Origin of the sequence: Streptomyces sp. ATCC 21386 (assembly GCF_018728545.1) — a bacterium.
Taxonomy (GTDB): domain Bacteria; phylum Actinomycetota; class Actinomycetes; order Streptomycetales; family Streptomycetaceae; genus Streptomyces.
In genome coordinates this window covers 5,118,671-5,134,058 of sequence record NZ_JAAVVL010000001.1, presented here as the reverse complement: position 1 = coordinate 5,134,058, position 15,388 = coordinate 5,118,671, and the positions used below count along the sequence as shown (strand labels likewise).

The 15,388-nt window shown below is 71.9% G+C and carries 14 protein-coding genes; 6 read left to right on the top strand and 8 right to left on the bottom strand.

Annotated elements, in window-relative coordinates; all coding sequences use genetic code 11:
* Positions 1-123 precede the first annotated feature (123 nt).
* Both GWK25_RS21870 and GWK25_RS21865 read left to right on the top strand, forming a co-directional pair.
* Positions 124-654 carry a DUF4232 domain-containing protein gene (locus GWK25_RS21870; protein ID WP_215452229.1) on the top strand — a complete coding sequence of 177 codons (531 nt, stop codon included), beginning with the start codon at positions 124-126 and terminating at the stop codon, positions 652-654.
* Between the two features lie 161 nt (positions 655-815).
* Positions 816-1,922, top strand: a complete 1,107-nt coding sequence (locus GWK25_RS21865) for a chemotaxis protein (protein WP_215452228.1) — start codon at positions 816-818, stop codon at positions 1,920-1,922.
* 40 nt (positions 1,923-1,962) lie between these two features.
* Here the strand turns inward: GWK25_RS21865 and GWK25_RS21860 are convergent, their stop codons facing one another.
* The gene (locus GWK25_RS21860; RefSeq protein ID WP_215452227.1) at positions 1,963-2,376 is read right to left on the bottom strand and encodes an SsgA family sporulation/cell division regulator; all 414 of its coding nucleotides are present in this window, start codon (positions 2,374-2,376) and stop codon (positions 1,963-1,965) included.
* 375 nt (positions 2,377-2,751) lie between these two features.
* On the opposite strand from GWK25_RS21860, the gene GWK25_RS21855 reads away from it, so the two are divergent.
* Positions 2,752-4,182 carry a PP2C family protein-serine/threonine phosphatase gene (locus GWK25_RS21855; RefSeq protein WP_215452226.1) on the top strand — a complete coding sequence of 477 codons (1,431 nt, stop codon included), beginning with the start codon at positions 2,752-2,754 and terminating at the stop codon, positions 4,180-4,182.
* A 57-nt stretch (positions 4,183-4,239) separates the two neighbouring features.
* Here GWK25_RS21855 and GWK25_RS21850 read toward each other — a convergent pair whose 3' ends face one another.
* Entirely contained in the window at positions 4,240-5,751 is a 1,512-nt protein-coding gene (locus tag GWK25_RS21850; protein WP_215452225.1) for a hypothetical protein, read from the bottom strand.
* A 235-nt stretch (positions 5,752-5,986) separates the two neighbouring features.
* Between GWK25_RS21850 and GWK25_RS21845 the strand changes: the two genes are divergently transcribed.
* Positions 5,987-7,126, top strand: coding sequence for an aminoglycoside phosphotransferase family protein (locus GWK25_RS21845; RefSeq protein WP_215452224.1), 1,140 nt, complete (start codon positions 5,987-5,989; stop codon positions 7,124-7,126).
* A 235-nt stretch (positions 7,127-7,361) separates the two neighbouring features.
* Positions 7,362-9,332, top strand: coding sequence for an N-acetylmuramoyl-L-alanine amidase (locus GWK25_RS21840; RefSeq protein WP_215452223.1), 1,971 nt, complete (start codon positions 7,362-7,364; stop codon positions 9,330-9,332).
* Between the two features lie 111 nt (positions 9,333-9,443).
* On the opposite strand, the gene GWK25_RS21835 is transcribed toward GWK25_RS21840, so the two are convergent.
* Entirely contained in the window at positions 9,444-9,941 is a 498-nt protein-coding gene (locus GWK25_RS21835; protein ID WP_215452222.1) for a hypothetical protein, read from the bottom strand.
* Positions 9,942-10,009: 68 nt separating this feature from the next.
* Positions 10,010-10,612, bottom strand: coding sequence for an ABATE domain-containing protein (locus tag GWK25_RS21830; protein WP_215452221.1), 603 nt, complete (start codon positions 10,610-10,612; stop codon positions 10,010-10,012).
* 197 nt (positions 10,613-10,809) lie between these two features.
* Here GWK25_RS21830 and GWK25_RS21825 point away from each other — a divergent pair, with 197 nt between their 5' ends.
* A complete protein-coding gene (locus GWK25_RS21825; protein WP_215452220.1) occupies positions 10,810-11,730 on the top strand; it encodes a transglutaminase domain-containing protein in 921 nt (306 codons plus the stop codon).
* Between the two features lie 53 nt (positions 11,731-11,783).
* On the opposite strand, the gene GWK25_RS21820 is transcribed toward GWK25_RS21825, so the two are convergent.
* The 4 genes from GWK25_RS21820 to GWK25_RS21805 form a co-directional block, all read right to left on the bottom strand.
* Positions 11,784-12,029: a DUF397 domain-containing protein gene (locus GWK25_RS21820; RefSeq protein ID WP_033526253.1), complete on the bottom strand. Its 246-nt coding sequence runs from the start codon at positions 12,027-12,029 to the stop codon at positions 11,784-11,786.
* Between the two features lie 83 nt (positions 12,030-12,112).
* Positions 12,113-13,279 (bottom strand): thiolase domain-containing protein, encoded by a 1,167-nt coding sequence (locus tag GWK25_RS21815; RefSeq protein WP_215452219.1) that lies wholly within the window; start codon positions 13,277-13,279, stop codon positions 12,113-12,115.
* The gene (locus GWK25_RS21810) at positions 13,276-14,346 is read right to left on the bottom strand and encodes a thiolase domain-containing protein (protein WP_215452218.1); all 1,071 of its coding nucleotides are present in this window, start codon (positions 14,344-14,346) and stop codon (positions 13,276-13,278) included. The genes GWK25_RS21815 and GWK25_RS21810 overlap by 4 nt, the downstream gene beginning before the upstream one ends.
* Entirely contained in the window at positions 14,343-15,284 is a 942-nt protein-coding gene (locus tag GWK25_RS21805) for a Zn-ribbon domain-containing OB-fold protein (protein ID WP_215452217.1), read from the bottom strand. The genes GWK25_RS21810 and GWK25_RS21805 overlap by 4 nt, the downstream gene beginning before the upstream one ends.
* Between the last annotated feature and the right edge of the window lie 104 nt (positions 15,285-15,388).

Here is a 15,388-nt window from a genome sequence, read left to right as displayed (position 1 = left end):
CATCGGGCCCGTAACACGGGCGCAATCGGTACAACCCCGGGCGCATCTCGCTCGTCACACTGGGCAGACGTCACGTTTGCGCGTGCCGTACCCGTATGTGACTGAACCTGGGGGAATCCACCGATGCGCATCCGTTCCTTGCTCACCGTCTCCACCGTGGCCACCGCCGGCGCCGCGCTCCTGCTCACCGCCGCCCCTCAGGGGCTCGCGGCCCAGCCCGCCGCGAAGACCCCGGTCTGCAAGTCGAAGGTCCTCAAGCTGGGGGCCAAGCAGGCGAAGGACACGCGGATCGTGCACATCAGCGTCAAGAACACCGGTACCCGCGCCTGCACGGTCGACCGCCTTCCCGTCGTCAACTTCGGCGACCTCGACGGCGCGGCCCAGCCGGTGCCGTCCGGCGAGAGCGGCCCGTACAAGGTCGGCGCGGGGAAGACGGTGTACGCCGCGGTCCGCACGATCGCCGACCTGGGGGACCCCGAGGCGCGTCGCGTCGGCACGATCACCGTGTCGGCCAACCCCAACCTCTACGGCCGCACGTTCACGCTGAAGGAGCTGGGCGCCACCAAGAAGGTGAAGGTCTGGGAGCCGGTGACGACCTGGTGGAAGCCGTCCAAGGCCGCCGCCGACAAGGCACTGAAGAAGGAAGTGGGCTGACCCGCGCGGCGGCCGCCGCGCCGCGGACCCCGCGGGCGCGCACCCTCATCGGTGCGCTCCGGCGGACTCGTTCGCTGCTCCGCCACGCCTGTCGGGGAGGTCCGAACAGGGGCTTCGATACCCCAAATGCCCGATACGCGAATCAGTCCTATCGTGAAGAGATGGAGCATGCCCTCAGCCCCGCGACCCTCATCGAACTGCGCCGCCCGCGGCCCTACCCGGCGGTCTCGGTACTGACGCCGACGCACCGCCGAGAGCCCGAGAACGCCCAGGATCCGGTCCGGCTGCGCAATGTCGTGGCCGAGGCCAAGAAGCGGCTGGAGCACGATCCCGCCGTGACCCGGGAGCGGCGCCACGACGTCGTCGAACAGCTGGACCGAGCGCTGGCCGAGGTGGACCTGACGCACACCGAGGACGGCCTGGTGATCTTCGCCGCGCCGGGTGAGCACCAGGTCTGGTCGCTCACCCGCCCGGTGCCGGAGCGTGTGGTGCTCTCGGACACCTTCCTCACCCGGAACCTGGTGGCGGCGCAGGCCGCCGAGCGGCCGTTCTGGGTGCTCGCGGTCTCCGCCGACCGGGTCACCCTGTGGAACGGCGGCGGCGACCGCGTCACCGAGGCGCACGTCGGCGGGTTCCCGATGACCAGGGACCGCGACAACTTCGACGCCGAGCGGCAGGAACGGGTCGGCGACCTGCCGTCCGCCTACCGCGACGAGGACACCCGGCACTTCCTCCGCGACGCCGACACCGCGCTCGCCCGGGTGCTGCGCACCCGGCAGCGCCCCCTGTACGTCACCGGCGAGACGGCGGCGCTGTCCCTGCTCGACGAGATCGGCACGGTCACCAGGGAGGCCACCCACGTCCCGCACGGCGGTCTCGCGCACGGCACCCCGGAGGCCGTGTGGCAGGCGGTGGGGCCCGTGGTCGCCGCCGAGGACCGCAGGAGCGTCGACACCGTGGCGCGGCGGCTCGAAGCGGCGCGCGGCCACAAGACGTTCGCCGCGGGCGTCGACGAGGTCCGCCAGAACGCCCGGCAGGGCCGGATCCAGCTCCTCGCCGTCGAGGAGAACTTCCGGGCGGCCGTGCGCGCGGACGGCGGCAGCGCCGACGGGCATCTCGTGCCGGCCGAGAGCGGCGACCTCGACGTCCGCGAGGACATCGTGGACGAGATCGTCGAGCGCTGTCTGGACACCGGTGCCGAGGTCCGCTTCGTCCCCGACGGCATGCTCGGCGACGCCCGGGGCATCGCGGGCGTCCTGCGCTACTGAGCCGAGCCCGGCGTCCACCACGGCGCCACCGGCAGGGACGTCAGACACCCCGCAGGAGGGACGTCAGTCCCCGGTCGAGCGCGGGGCCCACCTCTTCGCTCCCGGCGGCGACGACGGTGTAGCTGCGCAGCAGGAAACGCTGCAGTGCCGCCTTCTCGAACCGGAGCAGCGCCATGCCGTACGGGGAGTGCAGCTCCACCACGGTGCGGAACCGGCCGTCGGGCCGGATGTGCACGTCGCCGGCGCCCGCGGGGGCGCGCACGCCCTCCTCCAGCAGCCCGCGGGAGAACGTCCAGGTCACCATGGAGCCGTTCAGCGAGATGTCGGCCGGGAAGTCGAGGTGCACGGCCAGCGGATCGTCGGAGGAATAGCGCAGGCTCGCGGGCACCGGGACATCCCGGTCCTCCTCGGTGACGAGGAGCGCGCGGGCGGGCTGTTCCAGCGTGACGGTCATGAACGGTCTCCGTTTCGGATGAAGCTCTCCTGCCGAGAGGTTTCGCAGGACGCGACGTCCTGGATTCATCTCTGTGACCCATATCACTCGCCGACCCGAGGAATCGCTCGCACACATGCCCCTCGAACAGGGGAATGAAAGACAAGTGAGTGCAGGCGACGACCCGTCAAGTCACTTACGATTCCTACGACTTGGGGCTCCAGGGCGCGCATCGAACCACAGTGGGCACCCCCGACCGCGAGGACGGTGGCATATGCCGGAAGCACCGCCGTATCGTGTCTTGCCAAAGCCCTTACAGCGCGTCCGGGCCTGTGCAACAGTCGTAATCGGCCCTTACGTCAGCGTTGGTCGTACCGTCCCCCATCGGAGTACGTGATGCCGTCCCCTCTCTCTGCGGATCGTCCCGCCGCCCAGCCGCCCCGACGCGGCACGGTCGACGCGCTCATCTCGCAGACGCGGCGGCTGCGGGGCGACGTGGACGCCGTACGACGTGACGCGGCCGCCGACGAAGCCGATCCCGAGATCCGCTGGCAGCGGGCGCTCTGCGAGCTGGCTCTGCATCAACTGAGCGATCTCGACGACCACTTGGCGCAGCTGCGGGACGGTCCGGCCCCTCCGCCCGCCCCCCCGGCCACGGCCGGCCTCCCGGTCGCGCCACCCCCGGCCCCCCGGCGCGAGTCGCTGCTCAGCCGCGTCGGCAGCGCCGAGTGGAACCTCCTGACGGACGAGGCGAGCTGGTCCGGCGAGCTGTTCCAGATCCTCGGCCGCGACCCTGCCGCCCCGCCGCTCACCCTGGACGAACTGCCGTCGCTGGTCTACGACGAGGACCGTCCGCGACTGACCGCGATGGTCACGGACTGCCTCATCGACGCCAAACGCATCGACGGGGAGTTCCGGATCGTGCTCCCCGACGGCGGGGTGCGCACCGTGCACATGATGGGCGAGCCCGTGCTCGACGACGACGGCGCCACGGCCTCCATGTGGGCCGTCCTGCGGGACGTCAGCGAACTGCGGCGCAGCCAGCGGGCGGTGAGCGAGAGCCGTGACTCGCTGCACCGTGAGCGGCACATCGCGCAGACCGAGCACCGGCTCGCGGTCGAGCTACAGGAGGCCGTGCTGCCGCCGTGGCGCGGCCCCCTGCGGCTCCCGCAGCGGGGCCCCGAGAGGCTGGACCTGGCCGCCCACTATCTGCCCTGCTCGACGAGCGCACTGATCGGCGGCGACTGGTACGACGCCCTCGAACTACCGGGCGGCGAAAGCCTGTTGAGCGTCGGTGACCTCACCGGTCACGGTGTCACCGTGACCTCGGGCATGGCGATGCTGATCGGCGCGCTGCGCGGCATGGCGATGTCGGGAACCGAGCCGGGCCGGCTGATGGCCTGCCTCAACCAGTTACTGGACGCCACCGTGCAGCCCGCGCTCGGCAGCGCGGTCTGCTGCCGCTACCGGCCGGCGACCCGCACCCTCGTCTGGGCGCAGGCCGGGCACCCCGCCCCGCTGCTGTTCCGCGACGGGACGGGGCGCGTGCTGCCCCCGCCGGACGGAGTCCTGCTCGGAGCGACCTCCGGAGCCGTCTACGGGCAGGCCGAAGTGACGCTCGAACAGGGCGATCTGCTGCTCCTGCACACCGATGGACTGGTCCCCCGGCGGGACGGAGAGGCAGCCGTCCAGCGACTGTTGGACCTGGCCCCCCGGTTCGGCGAGGCGTGTACGGCCCAGGAATGTGTCCGGACGGTGGTGGAGGAGTTCGGCGAGAGGGAGCGTACGGACGACGCGTGCGTGCTCGTCGCCCGGGTCAGCTCCTGAGGAACGGGCCACTCACCCGCACGCCGCCCCTCCCCCTCGCGCCTGGGGGTGTTGCCCTCACGCCGGGGCGATGTCGCCCCTGTTCTTGGGCAGCGAGGCCCTCGGCTGGGGCTTGGGCAGGGAGAGCTTGATCTCCTCCCGCAGATCCTGGATCTTCGGATAGCTGGAGTACTGACCGGTGAGCCGGTACATCTCACGCAGCCGGTCCCAAGTGCGGTGCGAGGAGTTGGAGCCCATCGACGCCAGCGCCAGACGCGCGTACCCGCTCGCCTGCTCCGGGTCGTCGCCGATGAAGCAGGCCGAGGCCATCGACAGGTAGTCGAAGATCTGCGACCTCCCCTGGGCGTTCGTCCTGAGGTCCAACGCCTTCTCCGCGTAGTGCCGGGCGTGCTGGGCCGCCGCAGGTTCGTGCTCCGCGAGGGTGCGGTAGGCCAGGGCCTGCATGCCGTACAGATCCGCCTCGTTGAACATCTGCATCCAGCTCGGCGGCGGCACGTCCCCGCGGTCGGAGACGAACAGGTCCTCGGCCTGGCCCAGGGTGCGGCGCATGGCCTGGCCCTTGCCCATGGATGCCTGCGCCCAGGCCTCCACGGTGTGCAGCATGGCCTTGGTGCGGGGCAGGACCTGGTCGCCCGAGCCGGACTGGGCGAGTTTCATGAGGTCCAGCGCCTCGTCGGGTTTCCCGAGGTGCACCAGTTGTCGGGCAGCCCGGGAGAGGGCCTCGCCGGCGCGGGGCCGGTCACCACCCTCCCTGGCGGCGTGGGCGGCGATGATGAAGTACTTCTGGGCGGTGGGTTCGAGGCCGATGTCGTGCGACATCCAGCCGGCGAGTACGGCGAGGTTGGCGGCGACGCCCCACAGGCGCCGCTGGAGGTGTTCGGGGTGACGGTAGGAGAGCATGCCCCCCACCTCGTTGAGCTGTCCCACGACAGCCTTGCGTTGCAGCCCGCCGCCGCGGGCCGCGTCCCAGGCTCGGAACACCTCGACCGAGCGCTCCAGTTCCTCGATCTCCTGCGACCCGATGGGGGCGGCCTCGTAACGGTCGAACCCGGCGGGGTCGGCGTGCAGGGGGTTGTCGAGGTCGGGGGCGTCGGCCGTGAGGGCCGGATCGGTGTGCAGCCAGTCGTGCATGGCGCTGCTGAGTGCGGATCCCGCGGTGAGCGCGACGCCCGCACCCACCAAGCCGCGTCGGTTGAGCATGAGGTCCATTCCCGTGAATTCGGTGAGGACCGCGGCAGTCCGTTCGGGCGCCCACGGCACGCCGTCGGGATGTTCCACATTCCCGCCGCCCTGCCGTTTCCCCGCACGCCCGTGCCGGACCAGACCGAGGTCCTCCATGGTCACGACACGGCCGAGACGCTCGGTGAACAGCGCCGCCAGCACCCGTGGCACGGGATCGCGCGGGATCTCTCCCATGTCGATCCACCGCCGTACCCGTGAGGTGTCGGTCGCCAGCTGGGGGTGGCCCATGGCCGCCGCCTGCCGGTTGACCAGCCTCGCGAGCTCTCCCTTCGACCAGCCGGCCAGGCCGAACAGGTCTGCGAGTCGGGTGTTGGGTTGTCCGCTCACGTCAAGCCCCCAGGTTCTCGGCTGAGTTGAATGTAGCCCGCTGTCAGTTGCTCGGGGACTATTCGCCAGGCTTCGCCAGGGTGCGCTACATGGTGTGCCAGGGTCCATCCGGTGTCAGGTAGGAAAGCGCCACCCCGACCCGGTCGCCCCGACGGGCACTCCCCAGGGTGTCCCCGGTACGGCCGGGGCGGGTGGCACGTGACCTGCCGGCACACGAAGGGATCTGTCCTCTCCCATGTACGCAGCATCGTCCTCCGTGTCCGCTCCTCCCCGGTCGCTGCACCCCCGCCAGCCGGGCGGCGGCGGCCCCTACCTCGACCCCACGCGTACGACGGCCCCGGTGCTCGGCGGCCGGACGCGGCGCGTGCCGGGCCTCGGCACCCAACCGCTCAGCGGGAGAATCGACTTGTCCGGCCCTCAGGGCGCACAGCTGCGCACGGCGATCGCCTCCGTGCACCGCATCTGTCCGGAGTTCACTCCGGTCCAGGTGCTGCGCCGCAGCGGCCGCTCGGTGCTGCTCGTCGGTACCACGGGGCGAAGTACGGCTGTCGCCAAGTGTTTACTGGATCATTCCTCCATCTGGGAGGACCGGATCCGGCACGAAATAGCCGCATACCGCTCGTTCGTCCGGCACCGCCCCCCTGTGCGGGCGCCGAGGCTGATCGCGGCGGACCCGGACAACTGCACCCTGGTCATCGAGCGGATGCCGGGCCGGGTGGCGGCCCTGCAGCGGCATCCGGTGGAGGCGCCGCCGCGCGCCGACATCCGGGCGGCGCTCGGCGCGATCTGCCGGCTGAACGCGTGGCGGCCGCCGGTGGGAACGTTCGACGCCCCGCTGGACTACGCGGAGCGGATCTCCCGCTTCCATGAGCTGGGTCTGCTCACCGACCGGGACATGGGCGATCTGCAGAAGCTGCTGCACGGCATCGCGCACGCGTCCGGCCGTCAGGGCATGGGCCAGTTCTGTCACGGCGACGCCCTGTTGTCGAACATCCTGCTCTCACCGGCCGGTCCAGTGCTGGTGGACTGGGAGCACGCGGGCTGGTACCTGCCGGGGTACGACCTGGCGACGCTGTGGGCGGTGCTCGGGGACGCACCGGTGGCACGGCGGCAGATCAGCCAGCTGGCGCAGTCGGCGGGCCCGGCCTCCCGGGACGCGTTCCTGGTGAACCTGATGCTGGTACTGACCCGTGAGATCCGTACCTACGAGACGGCCGTGCAGCGTTCGATGCACGACTCGACCCCGGCGGCACCGGGTCAGGCCCACCCGGCTGCTGCGCCGTCCGGCGAGGAACAGCGGTTGCTGCTCAGGCGGCTGCACGACGACTGCCAGCTGGCCCGCAAGGCCGTACGGGCGGCGGTCGGCACTCGCTGAGGGGATACGAAGGTCCGCGGTGTGCCTGCGCAAGGGCCGCACCGCGGGCCTTCGTCATGACCATGGGGTGGTCGTGCGGCCGGCAATCACCGGGGAAACGGCCTTCCGGGGGCATGATTGACGGATCGTCGGCCGACCGATAGCACAGAAGCGCTCCTCCGCACGTGGCTCCGCCCGCGGGAGGAGCCTTTGGTCTGCCACTCCGCCAACGCCCCACCGTTAGAGGAGGCCCGCCTTGCGAGGATCCCCCACCGACCGCAGGCCCACCCCCCGTCCCAGACGTGTCCGCCGCGCGGCGCTCGCCGCGGCTCCCGCCGTCCTGCTGCTGCCCCTGCTGGGCGCGGCCCCGCCTCAGAGCGGTTCCTCCGCCTCCGGCGGTCTGCAGGGCGCCTTCACCGCCGCGGCCGAGAGGTACGGCGTACCGCGCAGTGTCCTGCTCGGCGTCTCGTACCTCCAGTCCCGCTGGGACGAGCACGGCGGCGCGCCCAGCGTGACCGGCGGCTACGGGCCCATGCATCTCACCGACGCGCGCACGGCCCTGGCCGAGGCCCCGCACCACAGCGAGGGCACGGAGGACGCGCGCGGCGACGAGTCGCGCCCGCTGACCGTGCCGGAGGCGAAACTGCCGGAGCCCGCCGAACTCCCGGCCCGGCTGCGGACGTTGACGAGGGCGGCGGAGCTGACCGGGCTGCCCGCGCGGAAGCTGCGCACGGACGCCGAGGCGAACGTGGCGGGTGGTGCCGCGCTGCTCGCCGCCGCACAGCGGCAGCTCGGCGCGGAACCGAGCGCCGATCCCGCGGACTGGTACGGGGCGGTGGCGCGCTTCTCGGGCGCCGACGACCGGGCCACGGCGGCGGCGTACGCGAACGAGGTGTTCGCGGTCATCCGTGCCGGGGCCGAGCGCGTCACGGACGCCGGTCAGCGGGTGGCCCTGGCGGCCGACCCGGATCTCGCGCCCGAGACCGGGCAGCTGTCCCGGTCCGGACTGCGCGCGGCGGCCGCCGGGGCGGAGTGCCCGACCACGGTGGCCTGTGAGTGGATCCCGGCGCCGTACCAGGAGTTCGGCGACAACGACTACGGCAACCACGACCTGGCCGACCGGCCGAACTCGCAGCCCATCCGGTACATCGTCGTCCATGACACCGAGGGCTACTGGGACACCACTTTGGAACTGGTCCAGGATCCGACGTACGTGTCGTGGCAGTATTCGCTGCGCTCCACGGACGGGCACATCGCGCAGCACATCAAGCACAAGGACGTGGCCTGGCACGCCGGCAACTGGTACGTCAACGCGGGCTCGATCGGTCTGGAGCACGAGGGGTTCCTCGCCTCGCCGGACGCCTGGTACACGGAGGCGATGTACCGGTCCTCGGCGCGGCTGGTGAGGTACCTCGCCGACAGGTACGGCATCCCGCTGGACCGGCAGCACATCCTGGGCCATGACACCGTGCCCGGTCCGACGACGGCGACGATCCCGGGAATGCACACCGATCCGGGTCCGTACTGGGACTGGCGGCACTACTTCGAGCTGCTGGGCAAGCCGCTCGGAGCGACGTCCGGCGCCGACAGCACGATGGTCACGATCCTCCCGGACTACGCCGCCAACCGGCCGGTGTTCACCGGCTGCGGTTCCGCCGGCGCGACCTGCGCGGTGCACGGCTCCAGCGCCGTACGCCTCTACAGCCGCCCGGACGTGACCTCGCCCCTGATCAAGGACATCGGGCTGCGGCCGGACGGCAGCGGCTCGACGACCAATGTGAACGACCTCGGGTCCCGGGTCTCCACGGGGCAGCAGTACGCGGTGGCGGAGCGGCAGGGCGACTGGACGGCGATCTGGTTCCTGGGACAGAAGGCCTGGTTCCAGAACCCGCCGGGCGAGCCGACGGCGGTCGGCGCGACCGGGCTGGTCGTGACGCCCCGGGACGGCCTGGCGGACATCCCGGTGTACGGCCGCGCCTACCCGGAGGCGTCCGCGTACCCGGCGGGGGTGCCCGCGCAGGCGGTGTCGCCGTGGCCGTACAAGCTCCTCAAGGGGCAGAAGTACGTCACCGGGGGCCTGGTGCCCGGCGAGTACTACTACGCCGTCACCTTCGACACGAGCGGACACCGGGTGGTGGTCGGCAAGGACCTCTACTACGAGATCCAGTTCGGCCACCGGGTGGCGTTCGTCAAGGCGGCGGATGTGCGGGTACTGCCGGCCGGGTGAGCGGCCGGCCGCCCGTAGGGCACGAAGAAGGGCCGGGTGCGTACCCGGCCCTTTCTCGTCTCGTCCTCACCGGGTCACGACCCGGTCGGGCTTCGTACGTCGCGCGCGCTCTCAGCCTTGCTGGAACAGCTCCGCCGGGAGCGGCTTGAGCAGCGCGTAGAGGTCGTCGGTGATGGGGCGGTCCCAGGCGGCGATGGTCACCAGGACGTTGTCGCTGCGGTCGAACTGGACGCAGGAGATCCGGGACTCGGAGAGCTTGAGGCGGCGGACGATCAGCAGGTTGTCGCCCTGCATCACCGGGATGTCCTCGGAACCGACGACGGTGATGTCCTCCTCGTTCTCCAGGGCGACCAGCAGCTGGGCGACCTCGAAGGGGATCTCGCCGTCGGCGACCTCGCGCGCCGGGGAGCCCTCCGGGAGGTTGCCGATGATCATCGCGGGGCCGCGGCCGCCGTAGAGGTCGTAGCGCAGGAAGACGCCCTGGCAGCTGCCGTCGGGGGCGGGCAGCAGACCGGCACCGAGATTGCCCGGCCAGTCGCCCGGGTCCATGGCCAGTACGTCGAAATCGGGTCCGGCGGGAGTGGCGCTGCGGCGGCGGAGGAAGGACATGCCGCAATGGTACGGCGTGTCGTCCCACGGTGGAGCCGAGGGAGCGCCGGGGAGGACGGTCCCGGCGGTCAGGCCGAGGTCTTCCTGTGGCGGTCGTGGTGGCGGGCCACCCGGGCCCGGTTGCCGCAGGCGGGTTTGCACCACTCCTGGCGGGGGTGCTCCTTGAGGAAGTAGCGCACGCAGCGTGGGGCGTGGCAGGCGCGCAGCCGCTGCCGTTCGGGGCTCGCGAGGAAGGCGAGCGCGGCGCGGGCGAGGGCGGCGGTGAGCGGGTCCTCGCCGGTGGCGGGCCGGTGGTGCACGACGGGGTCGGCACCGGGGCCCCAGGTCAGGACCGGGACGGTCGGGGTGAGGGCGGCGGCCTGGTTGAGGCGCGCCAGTGCCTCGGGTACGGGCAGCAGGCGGGTGGCGTCGGCGGGGCTGGGCTCGCCGGGGGCGACGGCGCGGGCGAAGAGGGTGCGGACGGCGGCGCGGAGGTCGCGGACGGAGGTGAGCGTGGCCTCGTCGACGGCCGGGCCGAGGGTGGCCGGGAGGTCGTCCGTGTGGGCGCGGACCCAGGTGGCGAGGCCCATGACATCGGTCAGGTCGTCGGCGACCCCGCCGCTGCCGTCGTGGCGGACGGTCAGGGCGAGATCCAGGGCGAGCCGGGCGTCCCCGCTGATCGAGTACTCCATGCGGCTAATGATAGGTGAGCCCGCATCCATTAATCCTCGTCGAGTGACACGCGTGCGGGGAATGCGGAGAATTCCGGGCACCCGCATTCCCCCGCACTTCCCCGTGCGTTGTGGACAGTTGCTGGTGAATTTTGGCACGGTGAGGCGGAGCGGCCCGTAAATCGAACACGCGGCCGATTCTTTCTGGGGGTTCGCTCATGCCACCCGTACCGCTCGCACCGGACGTCGCCGCCTTCTACACCGAGCAGAGCGCGTTCACCGACCCGGGCGACCTCGCCCCGCTCTACGACGGCCTCCCACGCGATCCGGCCCGACTCGCCCGCGTGGCACGGGATCTGATGATCCATCGGCTCGAGGGCGCAACGTTCGGCCACACCCTGGCGCGGGAACGGCTGCACGACGACGCCGAGACGCGCTACCTCGACGACATCCTGCGACTCGTCGTCGGACGCAACGACGCGCCGCTGACGCACCGCCGTGAGCCCGGGGACCGGTTCGTCGGTGTGTGCCGCGACTTCGCGCTGCTGCACTGCTCGCTCCTGCGGCACTTCGGCGTGCCGGCCCGACTGCGCTCGGGCTTCGCCACGTACTTCGGGGAGAACGGGTTCCACTGCGACCACGTGGTCACCGAGTACTGGGACCCGGCGCGGGGCTGGCTGTTCGCCGACGCGCAGCTGGCCGAGCCGTTGGTCGCCGACGAGTGGGGGATCGACTTCGACCCGATGGACGTACCGCGCGACCGCTTCCTGGTGGCGGGCAAGGCATGGCGGGCCGTCCGGGCGGGTGAGGCGGACGCCCGGACGTTCGGCCTGCACCCGCCGCAGGACGGGCCGCTGAACGGGGAGTGGTTCGTGGCCGGGAACGTCCGGCTCGATCTCGCGGCGCTGAACAAGGTCGAGACGCTGCTGTGGGACATCTGGGGCACCGAGACGCAGGCGGGCCAAGAGCTCGTCGACCCGGTCCGCGAACTCTACGACGAGGTCGCCCCGGTGATGGGCGACGAAGTGTGCTTCGCCGCGGCACGCGAACTGTTCGCGGAACGCGAGGGCCTGCGGACACCGCGCACCGTGCTGTCACTGGCGCCCTACAACGGCCCGCGCGAGGTCACCCTGCGCTGACCCAGCCGTGGGGTCGGCGGCCGGGCCGCCCACCCCACGGCGCGTACGGCGGCTCAGGTCAGGTCGAACTCGCCCTCCCGGGCCCCCGACACGAAGGCGCCCCACTCCGCGGGGGTGAAGATCAGCGAGGGGCTCTCGGGGCTGCCGCTGTTGCGCATGGCGATGAAACCCTCGACAAAGGCGATCTGGACATCTCCCCGCCCCTGGCTGCTCGACCGCCAGTCCGCGTTGCTCAGGTCCAGTTCCGCCGGCTTGTGCCAGCCATCGAGGGATCGCTGCTGCATGGTGGTCTCGGCCACGTCCGTGCTCCTCCCGGTTCGTCGTCCGCCCGCCAGACTAGCGACCGGCCCCCACCGCGCACAGGCCGTGCGAGGGGAAGGGTTCAGGAGTCGGGCGGCTCGGCGCCCACGAGCCACATCGAGAAGAACTGCGAACCGCCGCCGTAGGCGTGCCCCAGGACCCGCCGGGCGCCCTCGACCTGGTGTTCTCCGGCGAGACCCCGCACCTGGAGCGCGGCCTCGGCGAACCGGATCATGCCGGAGGCGCCGATCGGGTTGGTGGAGAGGACACCGCCGGACATGTCGACCGGCAGGTCCCCGTCCAGCTCGGTGACCCCGGACTCCGTGAGCTTCCAGCCCTCGCCCTCGGCGGCGAAACCCAGGTTCTCCAGCCACATCGGCTCGTACCAGGAGAACGGCACGTACATCTCCACCGCGTCGATCTCCCGGCGCGGATCGGCGATGCCCGCCTGCCGGTACACATCGGCCGCGCAGTCCCGCCCCGCGCGCGGCGACACGCTGTCCTTGCCCGCGAACAGGGTGGGTTCACTGCGCATCGCGCCGCCGTGCATCCACGCGGCGGGCCGGGGCGCGCGCGCCGCGCCCGCCCGGTCGGTGAGGACCATCGCCACGGCCCCGTCGGAGGACGGGCAGGTCTCCGAGTAGCGGATCGGGTCCCACAGCATGGGCGAGGCCTGCACCTTCTCCAGCGTGATGTCGTGCTCGTGGAGATGGGCGTACGGGTTCTTCAGCGCGTTGCGGCGGTTCTTGTACGCGACCAGGGAACCGACGGTCTCGGGGGCACCGCTGCGCCGCATGTACGCGCGCACGTGCGGGGCGAAGAAGCCGCCCGCGCCCGCGAGCAGCGGCTGCTGGAACGGGATCGGCAGGGACAGCCCCCACATGGCGTTGGATTCGGACTGTTTCTCGAAGGCGAGGGTGAGGACCGTGCCGTGGACCCGGGCCGCGACCAGGCTCGCGGCGACCAGCGCGGTCGAGCCGCCGACCGAGCCGGCCGTGTGCACCCGCATCATGGGCTTGCCCACCGCGCCGAGCGCGTCCGCGAGGTACAGCTCGGGCATCATGACGCCCTCGAAGAAGTCGGGCGCCTTGCCGATGACGACGGCCTCGACGTCGGCCCAGCTCAACTCGGCGTCGTCCAGGGCCCTTCGGGCGGCTTCCCGGACCAGCCCGGCGATCGAGACGTCCCGGCGCGCCGCCACGTGCTTGGTCTGGCCGACCCCTACGACGGCCACGGGCTCCTTGCTCATCGGGGATCCCCTTCGAGTACGGCGACCAGGTTCTGTTGGAGACACGGGCCGGAGGTGGCGTGCGCGAGCGCCCGGTCGGACTCGCCCCGGTGGATGCGGGCGGCGGCCTCGCCGATCCGGACGAGCCCGGCGGCCATGATCGGGTTGGCGGCCAGGGCCCCGCCCGACGGGTTGACGCGCACGGACTCGTCGAGCCCGAGGGCCCGGAGCAGGACGACCTCCTGCGAGCTGAACGGTGCGTGCAACTCGGCGGTGTCGACGGGCCGTTCGTAGGCTCCCGCCCGCTCGGCGGCGAGCCGGGTGGACGGTGAGTCGGTCAGGTCGCGCACGCCGAGGCCGTGTGCCTCGATGCGGTGGTCGATGCCCCGGATCCAGGCGGGCCGCTCGCACAGTTCCCTGGCCCGCTCCCCCGCCGCGAGGATCACGGCGGCGGCCCCGTCACCGATGGGCGGGCAGTCCCCGGTGCGCAACGGCCGCACGAGGTAGTCGCCCTGCGGCACCGCACCCCGCAGCTGTGCGTGGGCGTTGCCGGCGGCGTCCGCACGGCTGCGCGCCCCGACCGCCGCCAGGGCCGGTTCGTCCGTGGCACCCGCGTCGATGAGGGCCTGGGCCTGGAGGGCGGCCAGGGCTACCGAGTCGGGCCACAGCGGGGCCAGGTAGTACGGGTCCAGCTGCCGGGTGAGGACGTCCCGTACGGCGCCCGGCGAGGACTTGCCGTAGGAGTAGACGAGCGCGGTGTCGGCGTCCCCCGTGCGGAGTTTCACCCAGGCCTCGTAGAGCGCCCACGCCCCGTCCATCTCGACGTGGGACTCGGAGATCGGCGGCCAGGCGCCCACGCCGTCGAGGGCGAGCGTGAAGGAGAAGGCGCGGCCGGCGAGGTAGTCGCTGGAGCCGGAGCAGGTGAAGCCGATGTCGGCGGTCTTCAACCCGGTCCGCGCCAGGACCTGGTGGAGCACCGGCATGAGCATCTCCACCTCGGAGACCTCGTCGCTGGTGCGCCGGTGCTCGGTCTGGGCGAAGGCGACGACGGCGATGTCACGGGCACCCGGGGCTTCTTCGCGCGTCACAGCAGCTCCTTGTACATGTCGTAGTCCGCGTCGGGTTCGCCGGTGGGCCGGTAGTGGTCGGGATAGCGGGCGCCTTCCGTCCACACCGGTTCGACACGCAGCCCCATGCGCACCTGGTCGTAGGGGATGCCGGCGATCCGGCCGTGCAGGGCGAGCCCGGCACCGTCGAGGGCGATGTGGGCGTAGACGTACGGGACTTCGATGTCCAGGTTCTTCGCCTTGATGTTGACGATGCAGAAGGTGGTGACCGTGCCGCCGGGGCCGACCTCGACGCGCTCCCCCGTGGCGACCCCGCAGGTCGGGCAGGCGCCGCGGGGCGGGACGTACACCTTGCGGCAGGACGGGCATCGTTCGCCGACGATGCGCCGGTCGCCGAGGGCCTCGATGTAACCGGTCTGGGCGCGGCCCGGCGAGTAGGTGTAGTCGAGGCGGGCGGCGGCGACGATGCCCGTGATCGCCTCCTCGAACTCTCCGCTGTGCCCTGCCGGTTCCACCGGTGCGCCGTCGTACGGTTCGAAGCACGCGATGTCCGTGATGGCGCCGGACCGCTCCTCGGCCCACCGCACCCGGACCCGCATTCCGGTGCGGACGGCGTCCGGGCCGGGCGCGTCGAGGGCGTGCAGCAGGGCCGTGTCGGCGCCGTCGAGTCTCACCAGCGCCCAGGCGAAGGGGGTGTCGAGGGGCTGCCCGCGACGGGGTTCGTGGTTCCAGGCCCAGGTGGTGACGGTTCCGGTGGGGGCGACCTCGACGAGGTCCCGGATCTCCTCGGCGGTGACGGGGTCGTACTCGACGGGCGGCACCAGCACCCGCCCGTCCCCGGTACGCACCCCGAGCACGACTCGCTCCCGCAGTCCGGTGAGAAAGGCGCTCTGCACGGGCCCGAGGGAACGGGTGAAGGGGAACTCGACGGTGAGGGGTGCTTTGAGGATCGCGGACATCGGGGCTTGCCTCCTTCGGAAGGGGGGCGACAGGAGCGCCCCCGAGGGGCGCGGGGAACTGCGCGACCAGCCACGACGGACCCGCGGCCGACACACGACCTGAG